Below are 20100 nucleotides of genomic sequence, written 5' to 3' on the forward strand. Positions count from 1 at the left end.
TCGCCGGGTTGACCCTGCCTTCAGCAACGGTCCCGTCGAAGGCGTCGACACCAAAGATGATCAAACGACAGATATACGGCCGCGCGGATTCGAGCTCCTCTGCCACCGAATCCTGCTGGCATACACCGGAATCCGGTTACCACCGAAAAGAGTGGGACAGAGCCGGACGGTTCAGTACCGGGCCGGCGGTGGCCGGCCCGGTATCGAATCAGGCGGACGCGGCGGTGGGGGGCTTGCGTAGGAGTCCGGCTCGGGCGCGTACTGCGGTCATGGCCTCGGGCTCGGTTCGATCGGTGATCGTGGTGTTGTCCTCGTAGGTGACGCCGGGGGGTGGGGCGTCCGCGCCGATCGGGTCGACGTCCCAGAAGTTGCCTCGGTAGACGACATTGTCCAGCGGCGGCGAGACATGCAGGATGGCGGTGCTGTCGGCGCGGACGACGACGTTCTCTTCGACCGTCACCCAGGTCGCGCCGTAGTCGATGTAGAGGCCGAAGTTGTAGGGCGTGCGCGTGTCCTCGATCACGTTGCCCTGGATGTTTGCGCCCGATCCGTGGGAGTCGCCTTGTTCGCCGGCCAGGTAGATGCCTCCGCCGTCCGCCAGCACCTGCATGGTGCCCGTGGTGAGGTTGCGCAGGATGGCGGTTTTCCGGCCGGGGCCGGCGACGATGCCGCAGTGGGGCACGTCGGCGATATGGTTGTGTGCGACCGTGCACCCGATTGTCCCGGTCAGTGCGATGCCCGGCGATCCGGAGAACTCCAGGCCGACGCGGTGGACCCGGTTGTTCTCCACGAGGGTGGATTTGCTGCCGTCGACCACCAGGGCCCCGGCCGAAAGCGTGTCGAAGTCACATGCGCGCACCGTGACGTCCGCACCGCCGGAAATCCCCAGCCCGGTGGCGCCCAACCGAGTGAAATTGCAGTCCTCGATCCGTACGCCGAATACCTCCTCCAGCACGAGGCAGGCGGGGATCGTCGCGGACTCAGCGGGCACCGTGACCGAGCCGATGCCCTCCCCCAGCGAAACGGAGTGTACCGGGCCGCCGGCATAGAAGCCGCTTCCGTGGTAATGCAGGAAGCCCTCGGGGCCGCTCGGTCGGAGCCAGGTGGCGTCGGCGAACGTCAACCCCCGGAATGTGACACCACTTACACCGCTGACGCGTAGCAACGTCTCGAGGGCCGGCGCGACCACCGGGGTGCGGTCCGGATGTTCGCCCGGCCGGGGCAGGTATCGCACGATATGACGGCCTGGATGTGAACGGTCCAGGACGAACGTGCCGGGCTCGGCGAGGAAGGCGGAGTCGTTTTCGACGTGGGTCGGCAGGCCGGGGCCCCGGGAGGTTTGACCTTCCCAGGTGGAGTTGTACAGGGCCAGTGCGCGTCCGAACGCGGGTTGGGCCATGGTAATCACAGTGCCGCCGTTGCTGGCCGAGACCGAGGCGACGCCGCAGCGCGCCTCCGTCCACGGGTAGACGCCCCGGTGCACGAACTCCACATCGCCCGGGCTGTGCCACGACAGTGGCTCGGCGCTGTCTGTGACATAGCCGGTTTCGGTCATGGTGACCCGGCCGGGCAGGCCGTCGACCCCCGCCCGTTCGGCTCGGCGGCCGTTCACGTACAGCTGCCGGGTGTTCAGATGACCCACCTCGGCCAGCCAGACGCCGTTGTCCACCCGCCATCCGGTGAGGAGGCGGCCACCGCTGACGACAGCCTTCTCCTGCGCGGCGGTGCCATACCCGTAGGGCTGGTAGACGACCTTTCCCGAGTCGGCCGCGGTGAGTTCCCAAGGTTCGTTCAGCACGTGCGTACCGTCTCTGAGCTGGACGATGACCTCGGCGGCAAGGGTGCGGGCCGCGACCTGCGCACGGCCGAGGGTCGCGAAGGGACGGTCACGCGTACCCGGCGCGGAGTCGTCTCCGAGGGGGTCTACGAACAGTTCAGGCATGGGTTTCACCTCTTGATGTTTATGGCGTACACAAGGTGTATACCCTATACGGAGGAGGGTGTTATGACGCAAGGCGAAACCGAAGATCCCGACCATGTGGTGGAAATGCTGTGGCGCGCACGGGGCACGCGACCGAAACCGGAATCGAGGCCGGGGCTGAGCCTCGATCGGATCGTGCATGCGGGCATCGAGCTGGCCGATGTCGAGGGGCTGACCGGATTGTCGATGCGGAAGGTGGCCGAACGACTGGGCTTCACCACCATGTCGCTCTACAGGCACGTGCCCGGACGCGCACAGCTCGTCGACCTGATGTGCGATGCGGTGGCGGGCGAGACGGAGACCGATCAAGCCCCGCCCGAAGGGAATCACTGGCGGATACGACTGGAGGCGTGCGCGAGAAATGCCTGGGAGCTGCGTCGGCGCCATCCCTGGCTCGCGCAGGTGCGCGGCCGCCGCGTGCCCGGACCGCACACGGTCGCGCGTTATGAGCAGATGCTGGACGCGGTCGCCGATACCGGGCTGCTTCCTACCGAGGTGATCGCCGTGGTCGGCCTCGTCGGCCGGTTCGTCGACTCCGAAGCACTGCTACTCCAAGAGTCGGCCGAGGCCGAACGACACAGCGGAATCAGCGACGAGGACTGGTGGGCCAGCCGTGACACCCTGTTCGAGCAACTGGACGATTACCCCACGCTCACTCGTCTGTGGGAAGAGGGCGGTTTCGGCTTGCCGGAGAACCCTTTCGAGTTCGGCCTCGCACGGCTACTGGACGGCATCGAACTACTGATCCATCAGCGTTACGAAACTAGTGACAATAATGAGGCTTGCGTCGTGTGCGGCACACCGGTGGACCGCTCCGCCTCCGGACGACCACGGATGTACTGTTCAGCGTCTTGCCGCCAGCAGGCATATCGGAAACGCAAAGCCCGCCAAGGCTGAGCTCGAACATCGACCACCACGTGGCGCCTACGAGCCCCGGATCCGCCGCGGTGTCGGTCCGATTTGCCGCGCCCACGCCAGCAGCCCCCAGTGATTCTGCAACAGCCTGTACGACGTCGAGATCCGGCGAGTGATCTGCTCCACGGATGAAATCGAGTCGCTCAATGCCCGCTACCGGCGCGCGATCCGCGCCCGCGCCACTTCCCCAGCGAACAAGCGGCCCTGAAATGCTTGTATCTGGTGACCCGATCCCTCGATCCCACCGGGCGCGGCAAGGCACGATGGGCGATGAGGTGGTTGAGTCGGCCCGGGGCGCGGTGTCGGTATTGCTGCCGCTCCGGTTCCCCGAGCCGCTCGCCGAACCCGGCGTGCGCCTCTCGACGCACCGGGCTCTCCACGATCGGGTGCCGTCCGGCTGTTTTCAGCCGCAGGAACGGGTTGGGGATTCGGTTTCCGCGGTATCGGTAGCGGCGGACCGTCACCGATGCCGGATTGAACAATTCGATCCCGTCTGCTGCGATCGGAAGCCACAGCCCGGTCGGGGTGGTGAACTTGCGGCGGAACGTTCGCCATCTCCAGCGGTGCCGTTTCCGTAACCAGGGGATGAGCCGCCAGTTCACGAAGTAGCGCAGCCGGTCGAGCGTGTGACTGCATACGGCGTGCCGGAAATAGGTCGTCCAGCCACGCCGGATCTGGTTGATCCTGCCGACCACCGCGCCCATGTCTGCTTGGCTGACTCGATGTGTCAGGGCACGGCTCTTCGCCTTCACCGCCCGGAACGGGCGATCAGCGATGAACGTGTAGACGAACCACGTCCGTGTTCCCCGTTTGCGTTTCCACTGGATGCGGAAACCGAGGAAGTCGAACCCGTCGCGTTCTCTGAACTAAAACTGCTGCTGGGTTGTCGTGGGGCTGGCCGATGTGTAGATCGGTACTGGTCGTGGCTGACGAACGCGGGCTGTGCGGCACGCAGGATGGATCAGTTCCGCGTGTAGTGCAGGGTGCGGGGGCCGGGCTGGTAGCCGATGGACTGATATAGGTGCGCTGGCGCGGGATATGCCTGGTCGCCGCGGGGCAGGATCGCCGACTGGGTCGCCCCGAGGGATCGGAATGTGTGTAGGAGGGCGATGTTGACTGCTTTGGCCAGACCGCAGCCTCTGAACGCTGGAGCGCAGGAAACCGGCTCGACGAGACCGACCTTGTTGACATCGTCGTACCAGCCCAGTGCCGAGGCCACCCACTCGCCGTCGGGTGCGAGGACAACGAGGTCGGTCTGCTCCCGGTAGGGGTAGGCGGCCATGACGTTGCGGTAGCTCTCTGTGGTGAGGCGGGAGCCGAAGTCGGACCAGCCAGCGCGGTGCACGGCCGCCCGCCGCTCGGCGTCGCCGCCGACGACGTGATGATCTTCGAGGTTGTCGTGGATCTCTTCGAGTCGCGCCCGCTGGGCGGGGTCCGGTCGAAGGAGCGAGCACCTCACGCAAGCGTGCTCGTGAACTTCCCCGGACTTTCGCGGTGTTGCCGGTAGTGGTGTTGTGCGGGTGGTGAAGTCGTGGCGGCCGAGATGTCGTTTGGGAGGACCCGGATGATCAGTCGGCTGGGTGGTGCCGGTGGGTATCGATGACTGTCAGGTGTGTGGTTCGCGACCGGCTGGTGGCGCGCCGTAGGTTGTCGTTTCGATGGTGAGAGCGTTCAGGGCGCGGGCGAAGACCTCGTTGGCGGTGCGGTAGTTGTCGCGCTCTTCCCGGAGTTCGTCGATGCGCACTTTGAGTCGCGCGATTTCGTTGTGCAGCTTGGCTTCCCGGTCGGTTGTTCCTTCACGTGCTCGACGTTCGGCGTAGAAACGGTCTTTGAGGTCGGTGTGCTTGTGGGTCAGCTTGTTTCGCTTCAGCCCTGATTCCTCGGCCAGGCTGATGATGTCGAGGTTGCCGGAGGACCGCAGTGGCGTTCCGGCGAAGAGCCGTTCCATGGCGGCGATGATCGCGTCACGTTCGTCCTGGTCGGTCACGACTGTCGCGGCTCCTTGCCGGTGGTCTTGGTGCGTTCGTGCCGGTCGGCGATGCGCATGCGAGGCGCCACACGTCAGGCTGCTGCGACGACGGGGCCACATTAGCGGACGTGTGGTTGACAAAATTGAGTGAGCGCTTATTAAATAATGTGGTGACGGAGACTTCTCAGACCAGGCCACGCGGCCGTCCGCCCAAGAGCGGCGGTCCCGCCACCCGTGACCTATTGCTGGGTGCGGCGTTGGATCGGTTTGCCCGCCAAGGCTTTGCGGCGACGACCGTGCGGCAGATCGCCGCCGATACCGGGGTGCGTGACAGCGCGATCTACGGGCACTTCGCGAGCAAGCAGGCGATCTACGACGCACTGTTCGAAGAAGCAGGGCCGGCATCGTTCGAGGCGCTGGGAATCGACGTGGCTTCGCTGTGTGCGGCTGGTCCGCGTAACGCGGTGCCGGAATTGGTCGCCCGGGTGATGGACGGCTGGTCCGAGCCGAGGGCGCGGCGCTTCCTGAGCGTGCTGCTGCGCGACGGCACCGGCGACGGCGGGCCCGGCGGCTTGGCGCTCGCGATCGAAGCGGCCCGCGATCGGCTACAGGAACCGTTCCTGCAGTGGCAGCGCGACGGTCTCGTTCGCTCCGATATCCCGGCTCGGCAATTGGTCTGGGAACTGTTCGCGCCGTTGCAGATTCCCCGCCTGCTGCACTTGCGTGCTGACACCGGTGATTCCGACCTGGCGGCGGCCCGCGCGCTGGTCGAGGACCACGTGTCGTTCTTCCTGAAATGTGTCATCACCCCCGAGAGGATCAACTGATGTACTGCCACCTGCCTGTCGTCACCGAATTCGACGAAAGGCCAGCCGATTTCGTCGCGCCGAATCTCAGTCCCGCAGGTCTGCGCCTGCAGCCGCGTGAAGTCGGCGAGGGCGCCTGGGCATTGATGGCCAACCAGTTCCCCAAAGACAACAACGGACTGATCGTGGGCGAGAACGCGGCGCTGGTCGTGGATTCCGGAATCACCCCTGGGATCGGCCGTCACATTCAGGACGTGGCCGCCGAGCTGACCGGCAAACCGATCAGATACCTGGCCAACACCACATTCCACGGCGATCACACTTTCGGCAACGCTGCGTTCGCCGATGAGGTGACGATCTTCTCCTCGCGCTTGAACAAGGCCGCGATGACCGATCTCGCGGCGGAGAAGCGAATACGAACCGAGAGCATGTACGGCGACGATTCACTCGAGACCGTGCGCACCTGGCGGCGTCCGGACGTGGTGTTCGACCGGTTCTGCGAGATCGATCTCGGTGGCCGTGTCGTGCACTTGTGGCACCTGGGGCCGGGCAACGGGTCCGGCGACACCATCGTTTACGTCCCCGATGCCAGGGTGGCCTGGACCGGCAACTTTGCTATGCCTGCCGGGGTCGTCCCGATGATGTTGATCGGCGATCCGCTCGGCTACGCCCGGACATTGCGCACCATGCGGGCCATCCTTCCGCTGGATACCCTGGTGCCGGGGCACGGTTTCCTCGGCGACGCCGAACCCGGCATATCGGGCCTTATCTCCTACTGTGAACACCTCGCGGCCGCGGTCGCCTCCGCCCACGAGTCGGGTACTCCGGTCGAGGAACTCTACGACGAGTTGCCCACCTGGGATATCGAACTGCCCGCCACCGAGCCATTCCGCAGGTTGGCGGCCTCGCTGCATCGACTGAACATCCTACTCACCTACCGGTGGCTGGACGGCATCCGCGCAGCGTTGGTCCGATGATCCACGCGCGCACATGGTGTGGGCGTCATGTCGCGGGTCGACCCCAGCCGCATTCGCCGACTCGTTCGTCGGCGACGACCTCGCCGCCGACGTCGCGGCATTCCGATTCCGGTGAAAGTCATTGCGGGCCGACATGATCAAAGCGACCTCCGAAGGCCAGATTCGCGGCATCTGGCCTGACATCTCCCCCAACTTTCAGCTACAGGTGCTCCGGTCGACAGGCATTGACGCCGGTGATGATTTCCCCGACACACGGCACATCGCCGACCGCCGCCGCGAAGCCCGAGTCGGCGGGTTTCGCGCCGCCAGCCCCGACGGAGAAGGCCGCCCTTGCGACCTCATCCGGAGCGAAGTGGCAGCTCTGATCGGCCGGAGATCACGGTGAAAATGGCTTGACCGGCACGCTCGCCGATCTGCGCGAGGTCGGCGCCATACGGATCTGCGGGCCGGACAGCCCAAGCGAGCAAGCCGCCGACATCAGGCCGCTGTAGAGCCCCGGCAGTTTCCAGGTGGCCACGCGGGACCTACCGTGCGGTGCTCGTAGACGGTGCTCCGTGCATCATCCGAAAGGTGTGAAGCGCAACTCGATCAATTGTTCGTACGCTCTCTTCTGGACTCGTATCCACAGCTACCTGTCCGGGATGATCTGTCCCGTGTGAATTCGCGTCACCGCTTTCTCCTCTCTGTTTCGGATGAAACTCATACGGTAAGGAGCGGTACATGACTGCACAATCCACGACGATCAACGAGCCGACTCTGCAAGACAAGATCACATACCAGCTGTGCGAGTACGCGAATCTGGTCAACAGCATCAGCAAAGAAGACAGCGACCTGGAGGGGACGCTCTATCAGAAGATCCAGCAGTATCTCGACACCAACCAGGAGGTCATCGGAGGGTGGGAGATCGTCTGGGGTCCCGGAGTCGCGCTGTTCGACACCGACTTGTACGCGGTCAACGCCCTGTACATGGTGCGAAGCATCGAGGATCGCTCCCGGTACGTGATCGCCATGGCCGGCAGCACCGACGCACTGGTGTTCGACTGGCTCGTCGAGGACTCCTTCATTCTCCAGACGCCGTGGTTCGCGAATAGCGCCGCCCTGCACACGATCGGCACGGCCATCGGGGTGAAAACCCTCATAAGTCTCAAACCTTCCGGCCCCCGTCCCGGTGCCGGTCACACTTTGCCCGAGTTCCTGAGCACGCTCGGCGACAAGGCGATCGACCTGACCGTCACCGGCCACAGCCTCGGCGGTGCCCTATCACCCACGCTGGCCCTGTTCCTGCGCGACACCCAGTGGCTATGGGACAATTCCGAGAAAGCCAGAATCAGTGTGCTCTCGACCGCCGGACCGAGTTTCTGCAATCAGGAATTCGTCAACTACACCACCCAACGGCTGCAACGAGTGCAGCGCTACGCCAACGACCTCGACATCGTCCCGCACATGTGGAACCCGCCCGACATCGATGGCGCCAAGGCTCTCTACTCCAAGAACAACCAGCCTGCTCCCGATGGTATGAAGATTGTGTTCGACTTGCTCAAGACGCAGGCGTCCGTATCAGGCCAATATGCACACTTCGACCCCACCAGCGGCGTGTTCCAAGGAACGTTCAACAAAGAAATAAATCAAACGCAAGGCTCGACGCCAGACGAATTGTACTTGCAACAGGTCGGGTACCAGCACATAGGCGGCTACCATGAGTTCTTCGAAATCAAAGGCGTCCAGTGGCCGCAGGGCGTCGTAGCCCTCCCGCCGGTCGGCGCCGATACCGTGATGGGCCGCCTCCTGGCCTCGGCCGGTGCACCGCTCGGCGACGGTGCCGGGAAGGTACTGGCGAACCGTCGGCCGGTAACCGTCCCGATCAACGGACAGCCCGTGGAGCTGCCCACCGACCACGACAGCCCCGAAGCCAAGAAGCTCGTGGACCGCGTCACCGCCGAGTTCGACCCCCACCGCCGCATGAACTGATGCGCCGGGCCCGCACTCGGTGGCACGCGAGATTCAATCCGGGCGAAAGCGCTCCAACGGCGCAGGACGTGGCGGTCGACTCTCCGGCGGGCAGCTCGGCGACAACAGATCAGTCGACGAGGTCCAGCGTCGGTCTCGGCAGTCGGCCGCCACGACTAGTCGACCTCCACTCCCGCACCCGATATACATACGTGCACTGACCACGCGAACAGTAGGCTGGAACGCCTTCTGCACCAACTCCCTTGCACCACATGCCGCATGCGCCCCGCGCTTCGCCCGCCGGTCGCCGCCTACGCCGGGCCCGAGAGGGAACAACCGAGCGGGAAACCAAGCTGCACAACAAAAGTCGCGCAGCTGAAAGCGCGTATCGGCGAACTGCGGGACGAGCGCAACAGCTACCGCACCACCAATGAGATCTTCACCCGCGCCTTGCACACCCTCACCGTCGAGTGCGTGAGAGATAGTGAATCCTCCCGGCGTGTCCTGAGATGATGTACCCCGGTTTTCGCGGAGTCCCACTCCGGAAGAGCCGGTGCAGTAGCTGTCCGCCGATCAGCCTGGGCCGCAGCACTTTCGTGAATGTCGCCTCATCCATCCGCCCAGCAGGTCGACGACCAGCAGGCGACCTTGCTCGACGGCGTCGTGCGACGGGTCCAGGTCGCGCATGCCGCGCCCGGGCCGCCCAGCGGGTCGCGCATTCCTGGTGGCCGATCACGCGGCCGAGTGCCACAGCCGCGCCTTGAGGTGCTCGGCCGATTACCCTCTGCGCCAACGGATTGCGCCGCTGATGCCATGGTCCTCCTCGCTTGAGCACTATTACGGCGGCCACTTCCGGTGCGCTTACGTCGCACGGAAGGATCACGAAAGTTCCCGGGTATTCACTAGACTCGGCCCAAGATCACGGTGTCCGGGATGAGCCTTCGTAAACCGACCACACAGCTCGGTTTCGGCCCCGGAACCATCGGCACGACGCATCCGGGCGGGGCCGGCTACCGGGACAACGACGCCCCCTGTTGCTCGATGCGGCTCAGCCTGGGAGGGGAGGCCCAAATGCCGGAACGGCATGCACGCGCGCGGAACGAGGTTCGAGACCGACCGACCGCCGCGACACACCACTTTGCGGCGCGCTTTTTCGGGCCGTTCCAGATCTCGCGCGACGGCGATCCGATCGACGATGCGGCCGAGCTGGGGCGCACGAGCGCCCGCACGCTGCTGAAATGGTTCCTGCTGAACGAGGGTGTCCGCATCGAGTCGCCGCAGCTGAATGAGCTGCTCTGGCCTGGCCGTCGCTCGCGCAGCAACCCGAATCGGCTGCATGTGACGCTGCATTACCTACGGCATCTGCTCGAGCCTGGTTTGGCCGCCCGGCAGCCGTCCACCTTCATCCGCTCCGATGGCAAGGGCCGGTAGTGGTTCGACTTCGCCGACTGCTGGTGGACCGACGTCGTCGAGGTCGAATAACTCTACGCTGCCGGAAAAGCCGCCGAGACGCACGGCGACATCGAGGCAGCGATAGCGTCGTACGAGGCGCTGCTGGACTACAACGAACGAATCTTCCTGCCGGAGAACACCTTCGACGACGCCTTCGACTCCTGTCGCAGGGAACATGAGGTCGCACACCGGTATTCGGAGAGCCGCCTGCTGCGCCTTTACCTGATCCGCGGCCTGCCTCACAAAGCACTCCCGATCGCTCTGTCGGTCCTGGAGCGGGATCCCTACTCGGAGGCGGCGTCCACGGCGATCGCCGAGGTCAGTCTGCTGCAAGGCAACGTAGTGGCCGCACGGTCACAACTCGCCCGCTATCTGGAAACGATTCGTCGCGAACTCGGCGTCGATCCGAGCCGAAGCGCACTGCGACTCTGGAAACGCATCGAACGGGCCGGATGAATTCACAGGTAGCCGCCATGAGCCCACCCGGCGACGAACAGCCAGGTCACGGCCACCACCAGAGCGACGTACAGCAGCACCGCCAGGATCGCCTTGCCGTTCACGGGACATCGACCGCCGGTGTGGCGCGGTGCGATCCGCGAGCAGATCGCAGGACGCCTTCCAGCGCCGCGCGGTCATCGATCCGTCGGCGCCCCGGATACCGAAAGCGCCGTTGCTGCACCGGAATCAACGCCTCCAGTCTCGCCCGCAGCTCATCTGCCACAACCTCATCAACCACCCCACGTGTCTCAGAAATGTTGCGCGGCAAGACAAACCGACACCGCCGACTCATTCTGAACCGAGTTCTAAGCGCGACTTTTCGCAAACTTGGGCAGGGTGCCGTACGGAATGACGTGAAATGTATTGCTGCACAACACCTACAGGAAAATTCGTCGTTCTCGCGGCTCACCAGTCCCGCAACATGATCCGACTCGAACGGGGGCAGTCGCCGCAGTGCGAGGATTCAACATAAAACGAACCTTCGTTCTTGACAAACGCTGGATCTACTGCGAAGGTGTGTCCAACAAACAGAATTGATGTTCGGTTTAAGGATGTGTCTTCATGACAGTCAGGTACCAGGCGATTGCGGTGGCCGTTGCCGCGACCGTGCTGCAAGCGGTGATGCTGATCGCGTTCGCGTGGCCGGCGTCCGAGCTCGCACCGCGAGACCTGCCTGTCGCGGTGTCCGGGCCGGGCGCCGCGGCGATGGCGGACGGCTTGCGAGCGCGCGACGCCGAGGCTTTCGACATTGTGACCGTGGTCGACGCGGCGGCGGCACATGCCGCGATCACAGATCGGGAGGCATACGGAGCGATCGTCACCGACGGTGGCGCGCCAACGGTGCTGATCGCGTCGGCGGCCAGCCCGGCGGTCGCGCAGCAACTGACCCGGATCGCGCAGCAGTTGTCGGGCGCCCCCGTCCCGCTGATCGAAGACGTCGTCCCGACAGATCCCGATGACGCAGGTGGCGGCGGCTTCGCCGCGATGGTGCTGCCACTGGTCGTCTCCAGCCTGGCCGCCGGGTACCTGCTCAGCCTCGCCGTGCCATCGATCGGAGCACGCCTGGCCGGACTCGGCCTCTACGCGGCCGGCGCCGGGCTGTCCAGCGCGGCGATCGTCGCGACAGTCCTGTCGCTGCTGCCCGGGCCGCATCTCGCTCTCGCGGGTGTCATCGGGTTGGTGTCGGTCGCGGTATCGGCAACGATCGTGGCGGCCGGTGTCGTCTCCGGTCGGATCGGCCTGGGCATCGGGGGCCTGACCTTCCTGCTGCTGGGCAACCCGCTGTCGGCGGCATCGACCGGGCCGGAGATGCTGCCGCGCCCCTGGGGCACGATCGGCCAGCTGCTGCCACCGGGTGCCGGTGCGTCGCTGCTGCGTTCGGTGGCCTTCTTCGACGGTGCCGCGGCCCTAGCACCCACACTCGTCCTGTTGACGTGGACGGCAACCGCACTTGCTGTCCTCACCGTCGCAGCGCTGCGTCCAGGCCGGTCCGCCGATACTTCGGTGCCCGAACCGGTTTCCGTCGCCTGAGTCCGGCCAGCCCATAAACGGAACATTTGTTCTCTATGATGACGTCATGCCACGTCTCACTCAGGGTTATCGCGACGCGCGCCGACGCCAGGTCGTTGACGCAGCTCGGCGCTGTTTCGCACGGTCGGGGTTTCACGCGACCTCGATGCAGGACATCTTCACCGAGTCAGGATTGTCCGCCGGTGCGGTCTACGGCTATTTCCCCAGTAAGGAAGCCTTGGTTGCCGCGATCGTCGAAGAGGTCCTGGCCGAGATCACAGCCGACTTCGACGATGTACTCGCAGACGCGGAGTTGCCTCCGCTGGCCGAGGTCCTGGAGCGTTTGCTCGGCGTGCTGGACAAGCAGGACAATCGCCGCGATTTCGCGGCACTGGTGGTCCAGGTGTGGGCAGAAGCGGTGCGCAATCCCACCCTGGGTGCACTGCTCGCCGAGAACTATCGGACCCTGCACAACGCATTCACACGGCTGATCAAGCGATACCAGCAGGAGGGACTGGTCGATCCCACCGCCAAACCTGCCGATATCGCCCGCACGCTCACGACCGTCGGCCCCGGCTTCCTGTTCCAGCAGGCACTGCTGGACGGCGTAGGCGCGAAGGCCTACGCCAAAGGGCTGTACCCGCTGCTGCCCGCCGCCGCTGCGGTCGAGTGACGGCTACCCGCGTCATCGAGCTGGAACCGGCTCTCCCGCAGGGAAACACGACCGCAATGATCCGGCAGCTCGCACACCCGCATCGCACAGCACTTAGAACAAACGTTCTGATTGACAAGGATCCGCGCATGAGTCGAGTATTTAAAACGAACGAGCACTCTGTTTATGAAAGGGTTGGACATGGAATCAACGCCATTGCACGGCATCGGAACTACGGCACTGGGGGTCGCGGCATTGCGGGCGTTGGAACACGACCGGCCCGACCGCTTGTTCAGCGACCCCTATGCGCAGTGCTTTCTGGACGCGGCGGGTGGCTCCGGCGGGTTTCTCACCGCGGCACCGGTAGGTGGCTACGACTTCGCCGCGCTGATGGCCGACCAGGTCGCGATCCGCACCAGATTCTTCGACGAGGTGATACTCGATGCCGCCGGCGACACATGCACGCAGGTGGTGCTGGTGGCGTCAGGACTGGACACACGCCCCTACCGGTTGGCCTGGCCCGGTGATGTCCGGGTGTTCGAGATCGACTTCGGTGATGTGCTGCGGTTCAAGCGTGACGCGTTGACGGGCACCGGCGCGCGTCCCGCATGTGCGCACATCGAGGTCCCGGCGGACCTTCTCGACGACTGGCCGACAGCCTTGCGCGACGCCGGGTTCAGTCCCGACGTGCCGACGATTTGGCTACTCGAGGGGATTCTCTACGCGTTGCCCGCCGACGCGGCAGACCAGTTGATCGCACGCATCACCGCATTGTCGGCGCCCGGGTGCGAGCTGGCCGCCGATCATGCCGAGGACTCACCGTTGCTGCGGCAAGCCCGGGCGGCCGTATCGGACGAACTGGTGCGACTGTGGCGCGGCGGCCCGGTCGGCGACCTCGGCGCCTGGTTCGGCAGGCACGGCTGGGTGTCCGCCGTTCGCGACATACGCGTACTCGCCCGGTCCTATCACCGGCCCGTCCCCCGAGCATTCGACCATGCCCTGGAGGGCAGCGGCGAGGGCTGGCTGGTCACCGCGCGACTGCGCCACGCACAGCAGTGAACGGCGCGAACCGAGCCAACCGCTGCCGCCCACACTCCTTGGATGGGCGAGGACGCGGCCACGCTACCGCAGAGTCTCCGATCGTCGGAGACGAACGTCCCGCCTTCGCGCTCTATCGGCGCGTCGCGCCCGGTTCGACAGCGAAACGTCCTGCTGCACTTGATAATTCGTCGTCGGCAGATTTCTGAATACCGCCGCCGCGGCACGCTCGCCTACTTCGCCGCCCACGACGTGCACCGCGCCCACGTCATCGGCCGCTGCGAGCCCACCACCGGCATCGCACCATTCTCCCGGCTCACCGCCCAGATCATGACCCAAGAACCGTATGCCAGGTGCGCGGCGGGTGTTCTGGATCGTTGACAACGGGGCCTCCCACCGCAACTGGGCTGCCGCGAAACGGCTCAACGACGCCCACCCCAACGCGCACATGATCCACCTGCCGGTGCACGCGTCGTGGTTGAATCAGGTGGAGGTCTACTTCTCGATCGTGCAGCGAAAAGCGTTGTGCCCCAACGACTTTGCCGATCTCGATGCCGCCGCCGACCGGCTACTGGCCTTCCGGAACCACTACAACGTCACCGCCCGCCCGTTCGACTGGACCTTCACCCGCAACGACCTCGACCGCCTACTACACAAGCTCGGCCGCCACGACCTGCACGCACCCCGCCCACTCGCCGCATAACCCCCGACGAACCAACGGGCGTTATGCGGCATCTGGTCGAGGTGCGTGCAGGTCGTGGTGCCCGAGGTGCGGGGAAGGTTGTTTCAGCTATTCCATGACGTCAGCACGGGGAGGCCGGTGACGCGCATTTCCGCGATCGACATGCCCCGGCGGCGGCGAGCGAGTTCGCGCAGAGGGTTCGAGCTGAGATAGCCCACCCTGTTCGCCACCGCGTCGATAGTCAGCGACGTTGTCCGCAGCAGCTGCGCGGCGTGCTCCAAGCGGATGTCGTCCACAAAGTCTTTGGGCGACATACCGAGTTCGGCATGGGTGGCACGCTGCAGGGTGCGTTCCGTTAGGCCCAGTTCGCTTGCTACAGAGGAGATTCGGAAGTGTTCGGCGAGATGAGCACGGACCCATCGCTCGAATTCGGCGATCAAGGGATTACTCCTGGCCACCACGTCTGGCAGGAGGAAGTTCGCCTGTGTCTGCCGGTTACCTATTGTCAAGTACCGGGCGACCAGTTGGGCAAGCGCGGGACTCCGGTCATTCAGCAGTGATAACGCCAGATCCAACTGGAACAGCGAAGCCGCTGCTGTGGTGACGTGGTCGCCCTGGCACAACGGCTGTTTCTCGTCGAGATCGACCCGCGGATATCGCTGACGGAAGGTCGGGCCGAGCCACCAACTGGTCGTTGCCGTGGAGCCGTCCAGCACTCCCGCTTCGGCCAGGAAGAAGGTCCCCGTGCATGCCGCCGCAAGGTGGGCCCCATTGTCGTAAGCGCGCCTTATTCGGTCCAGGACCGGCTGCATCGGCGGCGACGAGACCATTTCGACGATCCCTTCCGGGCGTATCACGCTCACCGCAGGCACGATTATTCTGCCGAGTTCCTCTGGAGTATCGGGGAACGGAAGTGTCGGCACAATATGGCCCTGGCCGGTGCGGACCCTTTCGCCGAGTGACACCGTACCGACATGCCACGGCATGGGCGGCGGATCGAGCTCCTCACGCAAGACGTTCGCGACACCCAGCACATCGAGCAGAGCGGCCAAACTGAAGTCGGCTACCCCGTCCACAACGAGGATCGCGATATCCAAGTGGGAAATTGCACCAGATGTGCCGTTTGCGCCGCTCATGGTTGCTCATATCTTACGCCACCGATGATCGGCGCCTGATGTTGAGACCACCTGGTTCCAGAGCCACTATTTCTCGGCCGTGCAGCGCAAAGCAATCCCCCGACGAACTAACGGGCGCGCACCCACTAGTGTGTCGCGCCTGAAATGCGTCCCCTAAGTTGTTAGGCTGTTTGTGTGTCGCATCGTGGGCCTTCTGCTGTTGAGATCGTTGTGTCCGACGCTGAGCGTGTGGAGCTTGCGCGCATGGCGGAGTCGCCGGATCGGCGTGAGGCGCAACGAGCTCGGATCGTGCTGGCCTGCGCTGAGGGTATGTCGAATGCGGGTGCCGCGCGGCTTGTCGGTGTCTCGGTGGGGTCGGCGGCGAGATGGCGCGGGCAGTTCGCCGCCGAGGGTCTGGAAGGGCTGGGTGATCGTGATCGTGGTGGGCGGCCGGTGGCCGAGATCGTGTTGACCGGCGATGAGCGTGAGACGTTGCAGCGGTGGGCGCGTCGAGCGAAGTCGTCGCAGGCGCTCGCGGAGCGTTGCCGGATCGTATTGGGTTGTGCGGCAGGTAAATCCAATCAGGATGTGGCAGCCGAGTTGGGTATCACGGCCCAGACTGTGGGTAAGTGGCGGAGGCGTTTCGCGCAGAGACGTCTCGAGGGGTTGTCCGACGAGACGCGTCCGGGACGGCCCCCGTCGATCCTGCTGGACAAGGTCGAAGAAGTGGTCACGATGACCCTGGAGCAGAAGCCGGCAGACGCGACGCATTGGTCGCGGACCTCGATGGCCAAACGAAGCGGCTTGTCGCCGTCGACGATTGGGCGGATCTGGAGCAAGTTCGATCTGAAACCGCATGTGGCCGACGGCTTCAAACTCTCGACCGATCCGTTGTTCGTGGACAAGGTCGTCGATGTGGTCGGGCTGTATCACAATCCGCCGGAGAAGGCGGTCGTGTTGTGTGTGGACGAGAAGTCCGGGATCCAGGCACTGGACCGCTCGCAACCGGTGCTGCCGATGATGCCCGGCATGCCCGAGCGATACTCCCACGACTACGTCCGCCACGGCGTGACCAGCCTGTTCGCGGCGTTCGACATCGCCGACGGAGCCGTGATCTCCAAGCTGTACTCCCGCCGCCGCGCGGCCGAGTTCAAGAAATTCCTCATCGCGATCGACAAGGCCGTGCCCGCGGAACTGGACGTACACCTGGTCTGCGACAACTTGTCTACCCACAAGACACCGACGATCAACGCCTGGCTGGCCAAACATCCACGCTTCCATATGCATTTCACCCCGACCGGCTCCTCATGGCTCAACCAGGTCGAGCGCTGGTTCGGGTTCCTTACCGACCAACTTCTGCGCCGCGGAGTCCACAAAAGCGTTGCGGCACTGGACAAAGACATCACAGCCTGGATCGAGCAATGGAATGCCGACCCGAAACCATTCGTCTGGCGCAAAACCGCGGAAGAGATCCTCGAATCACTCGCTAAATATCTTCAACGAATTTCAGGCGCAGGACACTAGTGGGCCACAGGGATTGCAGAGTAGCGGCCAGACCCGCGCACCGTAGACAGCAGAGGTGTAACCGGCGATGAGATCCGATCTCGAACCGCCTGAACTTCCTGCGAACCGATTCGACACTCGATAACGGCCAGCCACATGGAAGGCGCCTGGCCCACGTTAGGCCTGCGAAATTCCGCCGACTGCGAGCAGACCTTCGATTGCCACTAGCCAATCGGCTGTGAGGTACCGCAGGTCACGCAGTAGATCCGAGTGAGTCTGCAGTCGTTCCCGCAAGGGCTCCAATCTCTGCACCGATGGCACTCTCCACGGCCATGCTCCTTCGCGGCAGCGGTCCAGCAGCTCTTGCAGATCCACAGGCTGTCGCTCCGATGGAGTGCCCGGCTCATGTTGTTCCAACGGAAGTGGAACGACTCGTGGGCCTCGTAGCCACCGTCGCTGGTAAGCACTATTCCGGGATGCAGCCTGCGCTTGTCGTAGCCCTCGATCATACGAGCGTTGTGGTCAAGGGCCGGCCTCACTTCGGTAGCGGTCGACGGCTTCGGCCAGGGAGACCAGCATACGGTCAGTTCCCGATTCTCATTGTCGGACAGGGATGCTCGGCCAGCGACGGAAGACCTCCCTCGAGAGCCACTGATCCATCGCTCACCCGCGCCTTGCTGAGGGCTCGGCGTCGGCGTCGTGCTGACCATAGGCAAACTGGAACGGCTATGCACCGTCGTTTCGATCGCGCAGGGAATGGATCATGCTCTGCAGGATCCGGAACGCGTCTGACTGCTCGGTCTCGGTCATGCCGGCCAGCATTCTGACCTCGACGGACCGGACCGCTACGGTCGCCTTCTCGAGGCTCCGTCGGCCGCGAGGCGTGAGCCGCGTGGGAAGAACCTTCCCGACGGGTGCCTGCGCAGGCCTGGTCACGTGGCCGTCTCGTTCCAGGGTCTGGAGTAGCACGTTCATCGTCTGCCGGGTCACGAACGCGCCCCGCGCGAGCTCGGAGTTCGACAAGCCCGGTCGTTGAGCCAGCAGTTCGAGGCAGGAGTAGTGCGTCACGCTCATACCGAGCGGCCGCAGCACCTCCTCCATGGCTGCACGGAGGGCGCTCGACGCCTCTTTCAGCAGGTAGCCCAGTGACGTCTCCAGGTCGACGCCGATACCGTCTTGACTCATGTCAGAAGTCTGACATAGATTGACTCGTGTCAGAAAGCTGACATAACGAGAAGGAGCATCATCATGCCCGCCACCGGCCCCGACTTCATCTCGCTCCAAGCGCGCGACCTCGACGCTTCGCAGGCGTTCTACGAGCAGTACCTCGGCCTCGTCCGCTCGCAGAGCGGACCTCCGCACGCCGTCGTCTTCGAGACGAAGCCGATCGCGTTCGCACTCCGCGACCTCGTTCCCGGCACCGATCTCGCATCTGTTGCTCAGCCCGGCATCGGTGCCGCGATCTGGCTGCACGCCACAGACGTCCAGGCCATTCACGATGCTCTGGTCGCCGACGGTCACACCATCGTCTCCGCACCGATGGACGGCCCGTTCGGTCGGACATTCACCTTCGCCGACCCCGACGGCTACCAGGTCACTCTCCACGACCGCGCCTGACAAGCCGAACGCCAGCGGACGATCACCGGCCCCCCGCAGACCGCGGTTGCGCCCGAGGCTCGAGAATCCGGGCGACGTTTGTTTACCCCAGGGTGATACCTATACCGACCAGCGGCGGCCCCGTCGCCCGTAACGAGTGCGTACTCCAGTGCGCGGCTGGCCGTATCCCGGCCGACGTGGCTCCGACGGTGGCCGCGATCCTGACCCGACACGCACCAGCCGCCGCGGCGATGAACGCTTCTACTGGAAACTGTTCGATGGCGAAATCCACACGGATCAGGCCCAGTTGGTAGATCAGCACGATCTGACCAGTTGACCTCGAAACAGAAGCGGTCAGAAGTCCCAGACAGCCGGAACGCAACGAAAGGCGTTGCCGGCGGTCGCCACGTGGCAGATGGAGGGGAACGGCAAGTGAGTGGCCACCAGCGCCTCGCGGCTGGCCGCCAGCTCCTGCAAGAGACGGACGCGGACGCGGGCAGCCTCCTCAGGGTCGTGTTCGAAGCCGTTGAACCAGTCGGGGCGGTCGAACGCCACCTGGAACACGGCGTCTCCGGCGAACGTCAGACGGTCGCCGCCGGACGCCAGGCGGACCACGCTGTGCCCGGGGGTGTGCCCGCCGGTGCGACAGGCGACCACCCCCGGCGCCACCTCGTACTCCGTCTCGAACGGCCGCAGCCGGCCGCGGTACTCCTCCAGGAACCGTGTGGCGGCCGACCGAAGCGCGTCCGGCACCCCCGCCGGCATGGAGGTGCGGGAGAAATCGGGCGACTCCCAGAACTCGGCCTCGGTGGCGGCCACGTGGACCCGCAGATCCGGACGCAGCCCGCGCCCCAGCCCGTCGCCGAGCAGCCCACCAATGTGGTCCATGTGCATGTGGGTGAGCACCACGTCGGTCACGGATGCGGCGTCGATCCCGGCGGCCTCCAGTCGCAGAGCCAACCGCCCGGCCTGCTGGAAGTTGGGGAACTCCACGCCTAGCCCAGCGTCGATGAGCACGGTCCGGTCGCCGCTACGCACCACGACAACGTTCAGCGGCCACTCGAGCACGTCCGGCGGCAGGAACATGTCGTCCAGCCAGGCCGCCAGGTCGGTCGGGTCAGCGTTGTAGGCGATCGTCTCGGCTGCGATCGGTAGCACCCCGTCGCTGATCACCAGCACGTCGATCTCGCCGACCTGCACCGCGTAGCGCGACGGAACCAACTCATCCAGCCCCGGTCTGCCGGAATGCGAGGGGTTGTCCAAGCTCATGATTGTCTCCTCGATTGCCGAAATGTGGCACGATCGCCACCGCCGACCAGTGGGCGCCCGTCTGATTCGGTTGTCGGTCCTACTCGACTCGAAGATGTCGCGAGGTGAGGTTCCGGCCAACCGGTCGCAGCGCCCGCGACGTTCCAAACGTCAGCCTTTCGCCGCCGGATTCGCGGGTTTGCGCGGTGGCG

20 protein-coding genes and 2 pseudogenes are annotated in these 20100 nt (G+C 64.8%); 15 read left to right on the forward strand and 7 right to left on the reverse strand.

Annotated elements, in window-relative coordinates; translation table 11 throughout:
* Positions 1 to 208: 208 nt before the first annotated feature.
* Entirely contained in the window at positions 209 to 1942 is a 1734-nt protein-coding gene (locus OHA40_RS31000; RefSeq protein ID WP_330230360.1) for a right-handed parallel beta-helix repeat-containing protein, read from the reverse strand.
* A gap of 63 nt (positions 1943 to 2005) precedes the next feature.
* Between OHA40_RS31000 and OHA40_RS31005 the strand changes: the two genes are divergently transcribed.
* Together OHA40_RS31005 and OHA40_RS31010 are read left to right on the forward strand one after the other, a co-directional pair.
* Entirely contained in the window at positions 2006 to 2878 is an 873-nt protein-coding gene (locus OHA40_RS31005; RefSeq protein ID WP_330230361.1) for a TetR/AcrR family transcriptional regulator, read from the forward strand.
* Positions 2879 to 2987: 109 nt separating this feature from the next.
* A pseudogene (locus OHA40_RS31010) lies at positions 2988 to 3175 on the forward strand (transposase); the annotation flags it as partial.
* A gap of 314 nt (positions 3176 to 3489) precedes the next feature.
* Here the strand turns inward: OHA40_RS31010 and OHA40_RS31015 are convergent.
* The 3 genes and pseudogenes from OHA40_RS31015 to OHA40_RS31025 all read right to left on the reverse strand — a co-directional run.
* Positions 3490 to 3600 (reverse strand): annotated as a pseudogene (locus tag OHA40_RS31015) (group II intron maturase-specific domain-containing protein); the annotation flags it as partial.
* Between the two features lie 257 nt (positions 3601 to 3857).
* The gene (locus OHA40_RS31020; protein WP_330230362.1) at positions 3858 to 4355 is read right to left on the reverse strand and encodes a GNAT family N-acetyltransferase; all 498 of its coding nucleotides are present in this window, start codon (positions 4353 to 4355) and stop codon (positions 3858 to 3860) included.
* Positions 4356 to 4502: 147 nt separating this feature from the next.
* Positions 4503 to 4883, reverse strand: a complete 381-nt coding sequence (locus OHA40_RS31025) for a hypothetical protein (protein WP_330230363.1) — start codon at positions 4881 to 4883, stop codon at positions 4503 to 4505.
* A 110-nt stretch (positions 4884 to 4993) separates the two neighbouring features.
* On the opposite strand from OHA40_RS31025, the gene OHA40_RS31030 reads away from it, so the two are divergent.
* The 11 genes from OHA40_RS31030 to OHA40_RS31075 all read left to right on the forward strand — a co-directional run bounded on the left by OHA40_RS31030 (position 4994) and on the right by OHA40_RS31075 (position 14447).
* Positions 4994 to 5692 (forward strand): TetR/AcrR family transcriptional regulator, encoded by a 699-nt coding sequence (locus OHA40_RS31030; protein WP_330230364.1) that lies wholly within the window; start codon positions 4994 to 4996, stop codon positions 5690 to 5692.
* Entirely contained in the window at positions 5692 to 6648 is a 957-nt protein-coding gene (locus OHA40_RS31035; RefSeq protein WP_330230365.1) for an MBL fold metallo-hydrolase, read from the forward strand. The genes OHA40_RS31030 and OHA40_RS31035 overlap by 1 nt, the downstream gene beginning before the upstream one ends.
* Positions 6649 to 6781: 133 nt before the next feature.
* Entirely contained in the window at positions 6782 to 7033 is a 252-nt protein-coding gene (locus OHA40_RS31040; RefSeq protein ID WP_330230366.1) for a hypothetical protein, read from the forward strand.
* Positions 7034 to 7368: 335 nt separating this feature from the next.
* Positions 7369 to 8616, forward strand: a complete 1248-nt coding sequence (locus OHA40_RS31045; RefSeq protein WP_330230367.1) for a lipase family protein — start codon at positions 7369 to 7371, stop codon at positions 8614 to 8616.
* 903 nt (positions 8617 to 9519) lie between these two features.
* Entirely contained in the window at positions 9520 to 10026 is a 507-nt protein-coding gene (locus tag OHA40_RS31050) for a hypothetical protein (protein WP_330230368.1), read from the forward strand.
* Positions 10027 to 10128: 102 nt separating this feature from the next.
* Complete coding sequence (locus OHA40_RS34830) at positions 10129 to 10503, forward strand: bacterial transcriptional activator domain-containing protein (protein WP_442944087.1); 375 nt, start codon at positions 10129 to 10131, stop codon at positions 10501 to 10503.
* A 603-nt stretch (positions 10504 to 11106) separates the two neighbouring features.
* Entirely contained in the window at positions 11107 to 12075 is a 969-nt protein-coding gene (locus OHA40_RS31055) for a hypothetical protein (RefSeq protein WP_330230369.1), read from the forward strand.
* A gap of 46 nt (positions 12076 to 12121) precedes the next feature.
* Positions 12122 to 12727, forward strand: coding sequence for a TetR/AcrR family transcriptional regulator (locus OHA40_RS31060; RefSeq protein ID WP_330230370.1), 606 nt, complete (start codon positions 12122 to 12124; stop codon positions 12725 to 12727).
* A 180-nt stretch (positions 12728 to 12907) separates the two neighbouring features.
* Complete coding sequence (locus OHA40_RS31065) at positions 12908 to 13765, forward strand: SAM-dependent methyltransferase (protein WP_330230371.1); 858 nt, start codon at positions 12908 to 12910, stop codon at positions 13763 to 13765.
* A gap of 159 nt (positions 13766 to 13924) precedes the next feature.
* Positions 13925 to 14125: a hypothetical protein gene (locus OHA40_RS31070; RefSeq protein WP_330230372.1), complete on the forward strand. Its 201-nt coding sequence runs from the start codon at positions 13925 to 13927 to the stop codon at positions 14123 to 14125.
* Complete coding sequence (locus tag OHA40_RS31075; RefSeq protein ID WP_330230373.1) at positions 14109 to 14447, forward strand: hypothetical protein; 339 nt, start codon at positions 14109 to 14111, stop codon at positions 14445 to 14447. Before OHA40_RS31070 ends, OHA40_RS31075 begins: the two co-directional genes overlap by 17 nt.
* A gap of 83 nt (positions 14448 to 14530) precedes the next feature.
* On the opposite strand, the gene OHA40_RS31080 is transcribed toward OHA40_RS31075, so the two are convergent.
* Positions 14531 to 15523: a GlxA family transcriptional regulator gene (locus tag OHA40_RS31080; protein ID WP_330230374.1), complete on the reverse strand. Its 993-nt coding sequence runs from the start codon at positions 15521 to 15523 to the stop codon at positions 14531 to 14533.
* 213 nt (positions 15524 to 15736) lie between these two features.
* Here OHA40_RS31080 and OHA40_RS31085 point away from each other — a divergent pair, with 213 nt between their 5' ends.
* A complete protein-coding gene (locus OHA40_RS31085; protein WP_330230310.1) occupies positions 15737 to 17065 on the forward strand; it encodes an IS630 family transposase in 1329 nt (442 codons plus the stop codon).
* Between the two features lie 705 nt (positions 17066 to 17770).
* Here OHA40_RS31085 and OHA40_RS31090 read toward each other — a convergent pair.
* Complete coding sequence (locus OHA40_RS31090) at positions 17771 to 18229, reverse strand: MarR family winged helix-turn-helix transcriptional regulator (RefSeq protein WP_330230375.1); 459 nt, start codon at positions 18227 to 18229, stop codon at positions 17771 to 17773.
* A 63-nt stretch (positions 18230 to 18292) separates the two neighbouring features.
* Between OHA40_RS31090 and OHA40_RS31095 the strand changes: the two genes are divergently transcribed.
* Positions 18293 to 18661, forward strand: coding sequence for a VOC family protein (locus tag OHA40_RS31095; protein ID WP_330230376.1), 369 nt, complete (start codon positions 18293 to 18295; stop codon positions 18659 to 18661).
* Between the two features lie 333 nt (positions 18662 to 18994).
* Here the strand turns inward: OHA40_RS31095 and OHA40_RS31100 are convergent, their stop codons facing one another.
* Positions 18995 to 19909, reverse strand: a complete 915-nt coding sequence (locus OHA40_RS31100; RefSeq protein WP_330230377.1) for an MBL fold metallo-hydrolase — start codon at positions 19907 to 19909, stop codon at positions 18995 to 18997.
* Positions 19910 to 20100 lie beyond the last annotated feature (191 nt).

The organism is Nocardia sp. NBC_00508 (assembly GCF_036346875.1).
In the GTDB taxonomy this organism is placed as follows: domain Bacteria; phylum Actinomycetota; class Actinomycetes; order Mycobacteriales; family Mycobacteriaceae; genus Nocardia.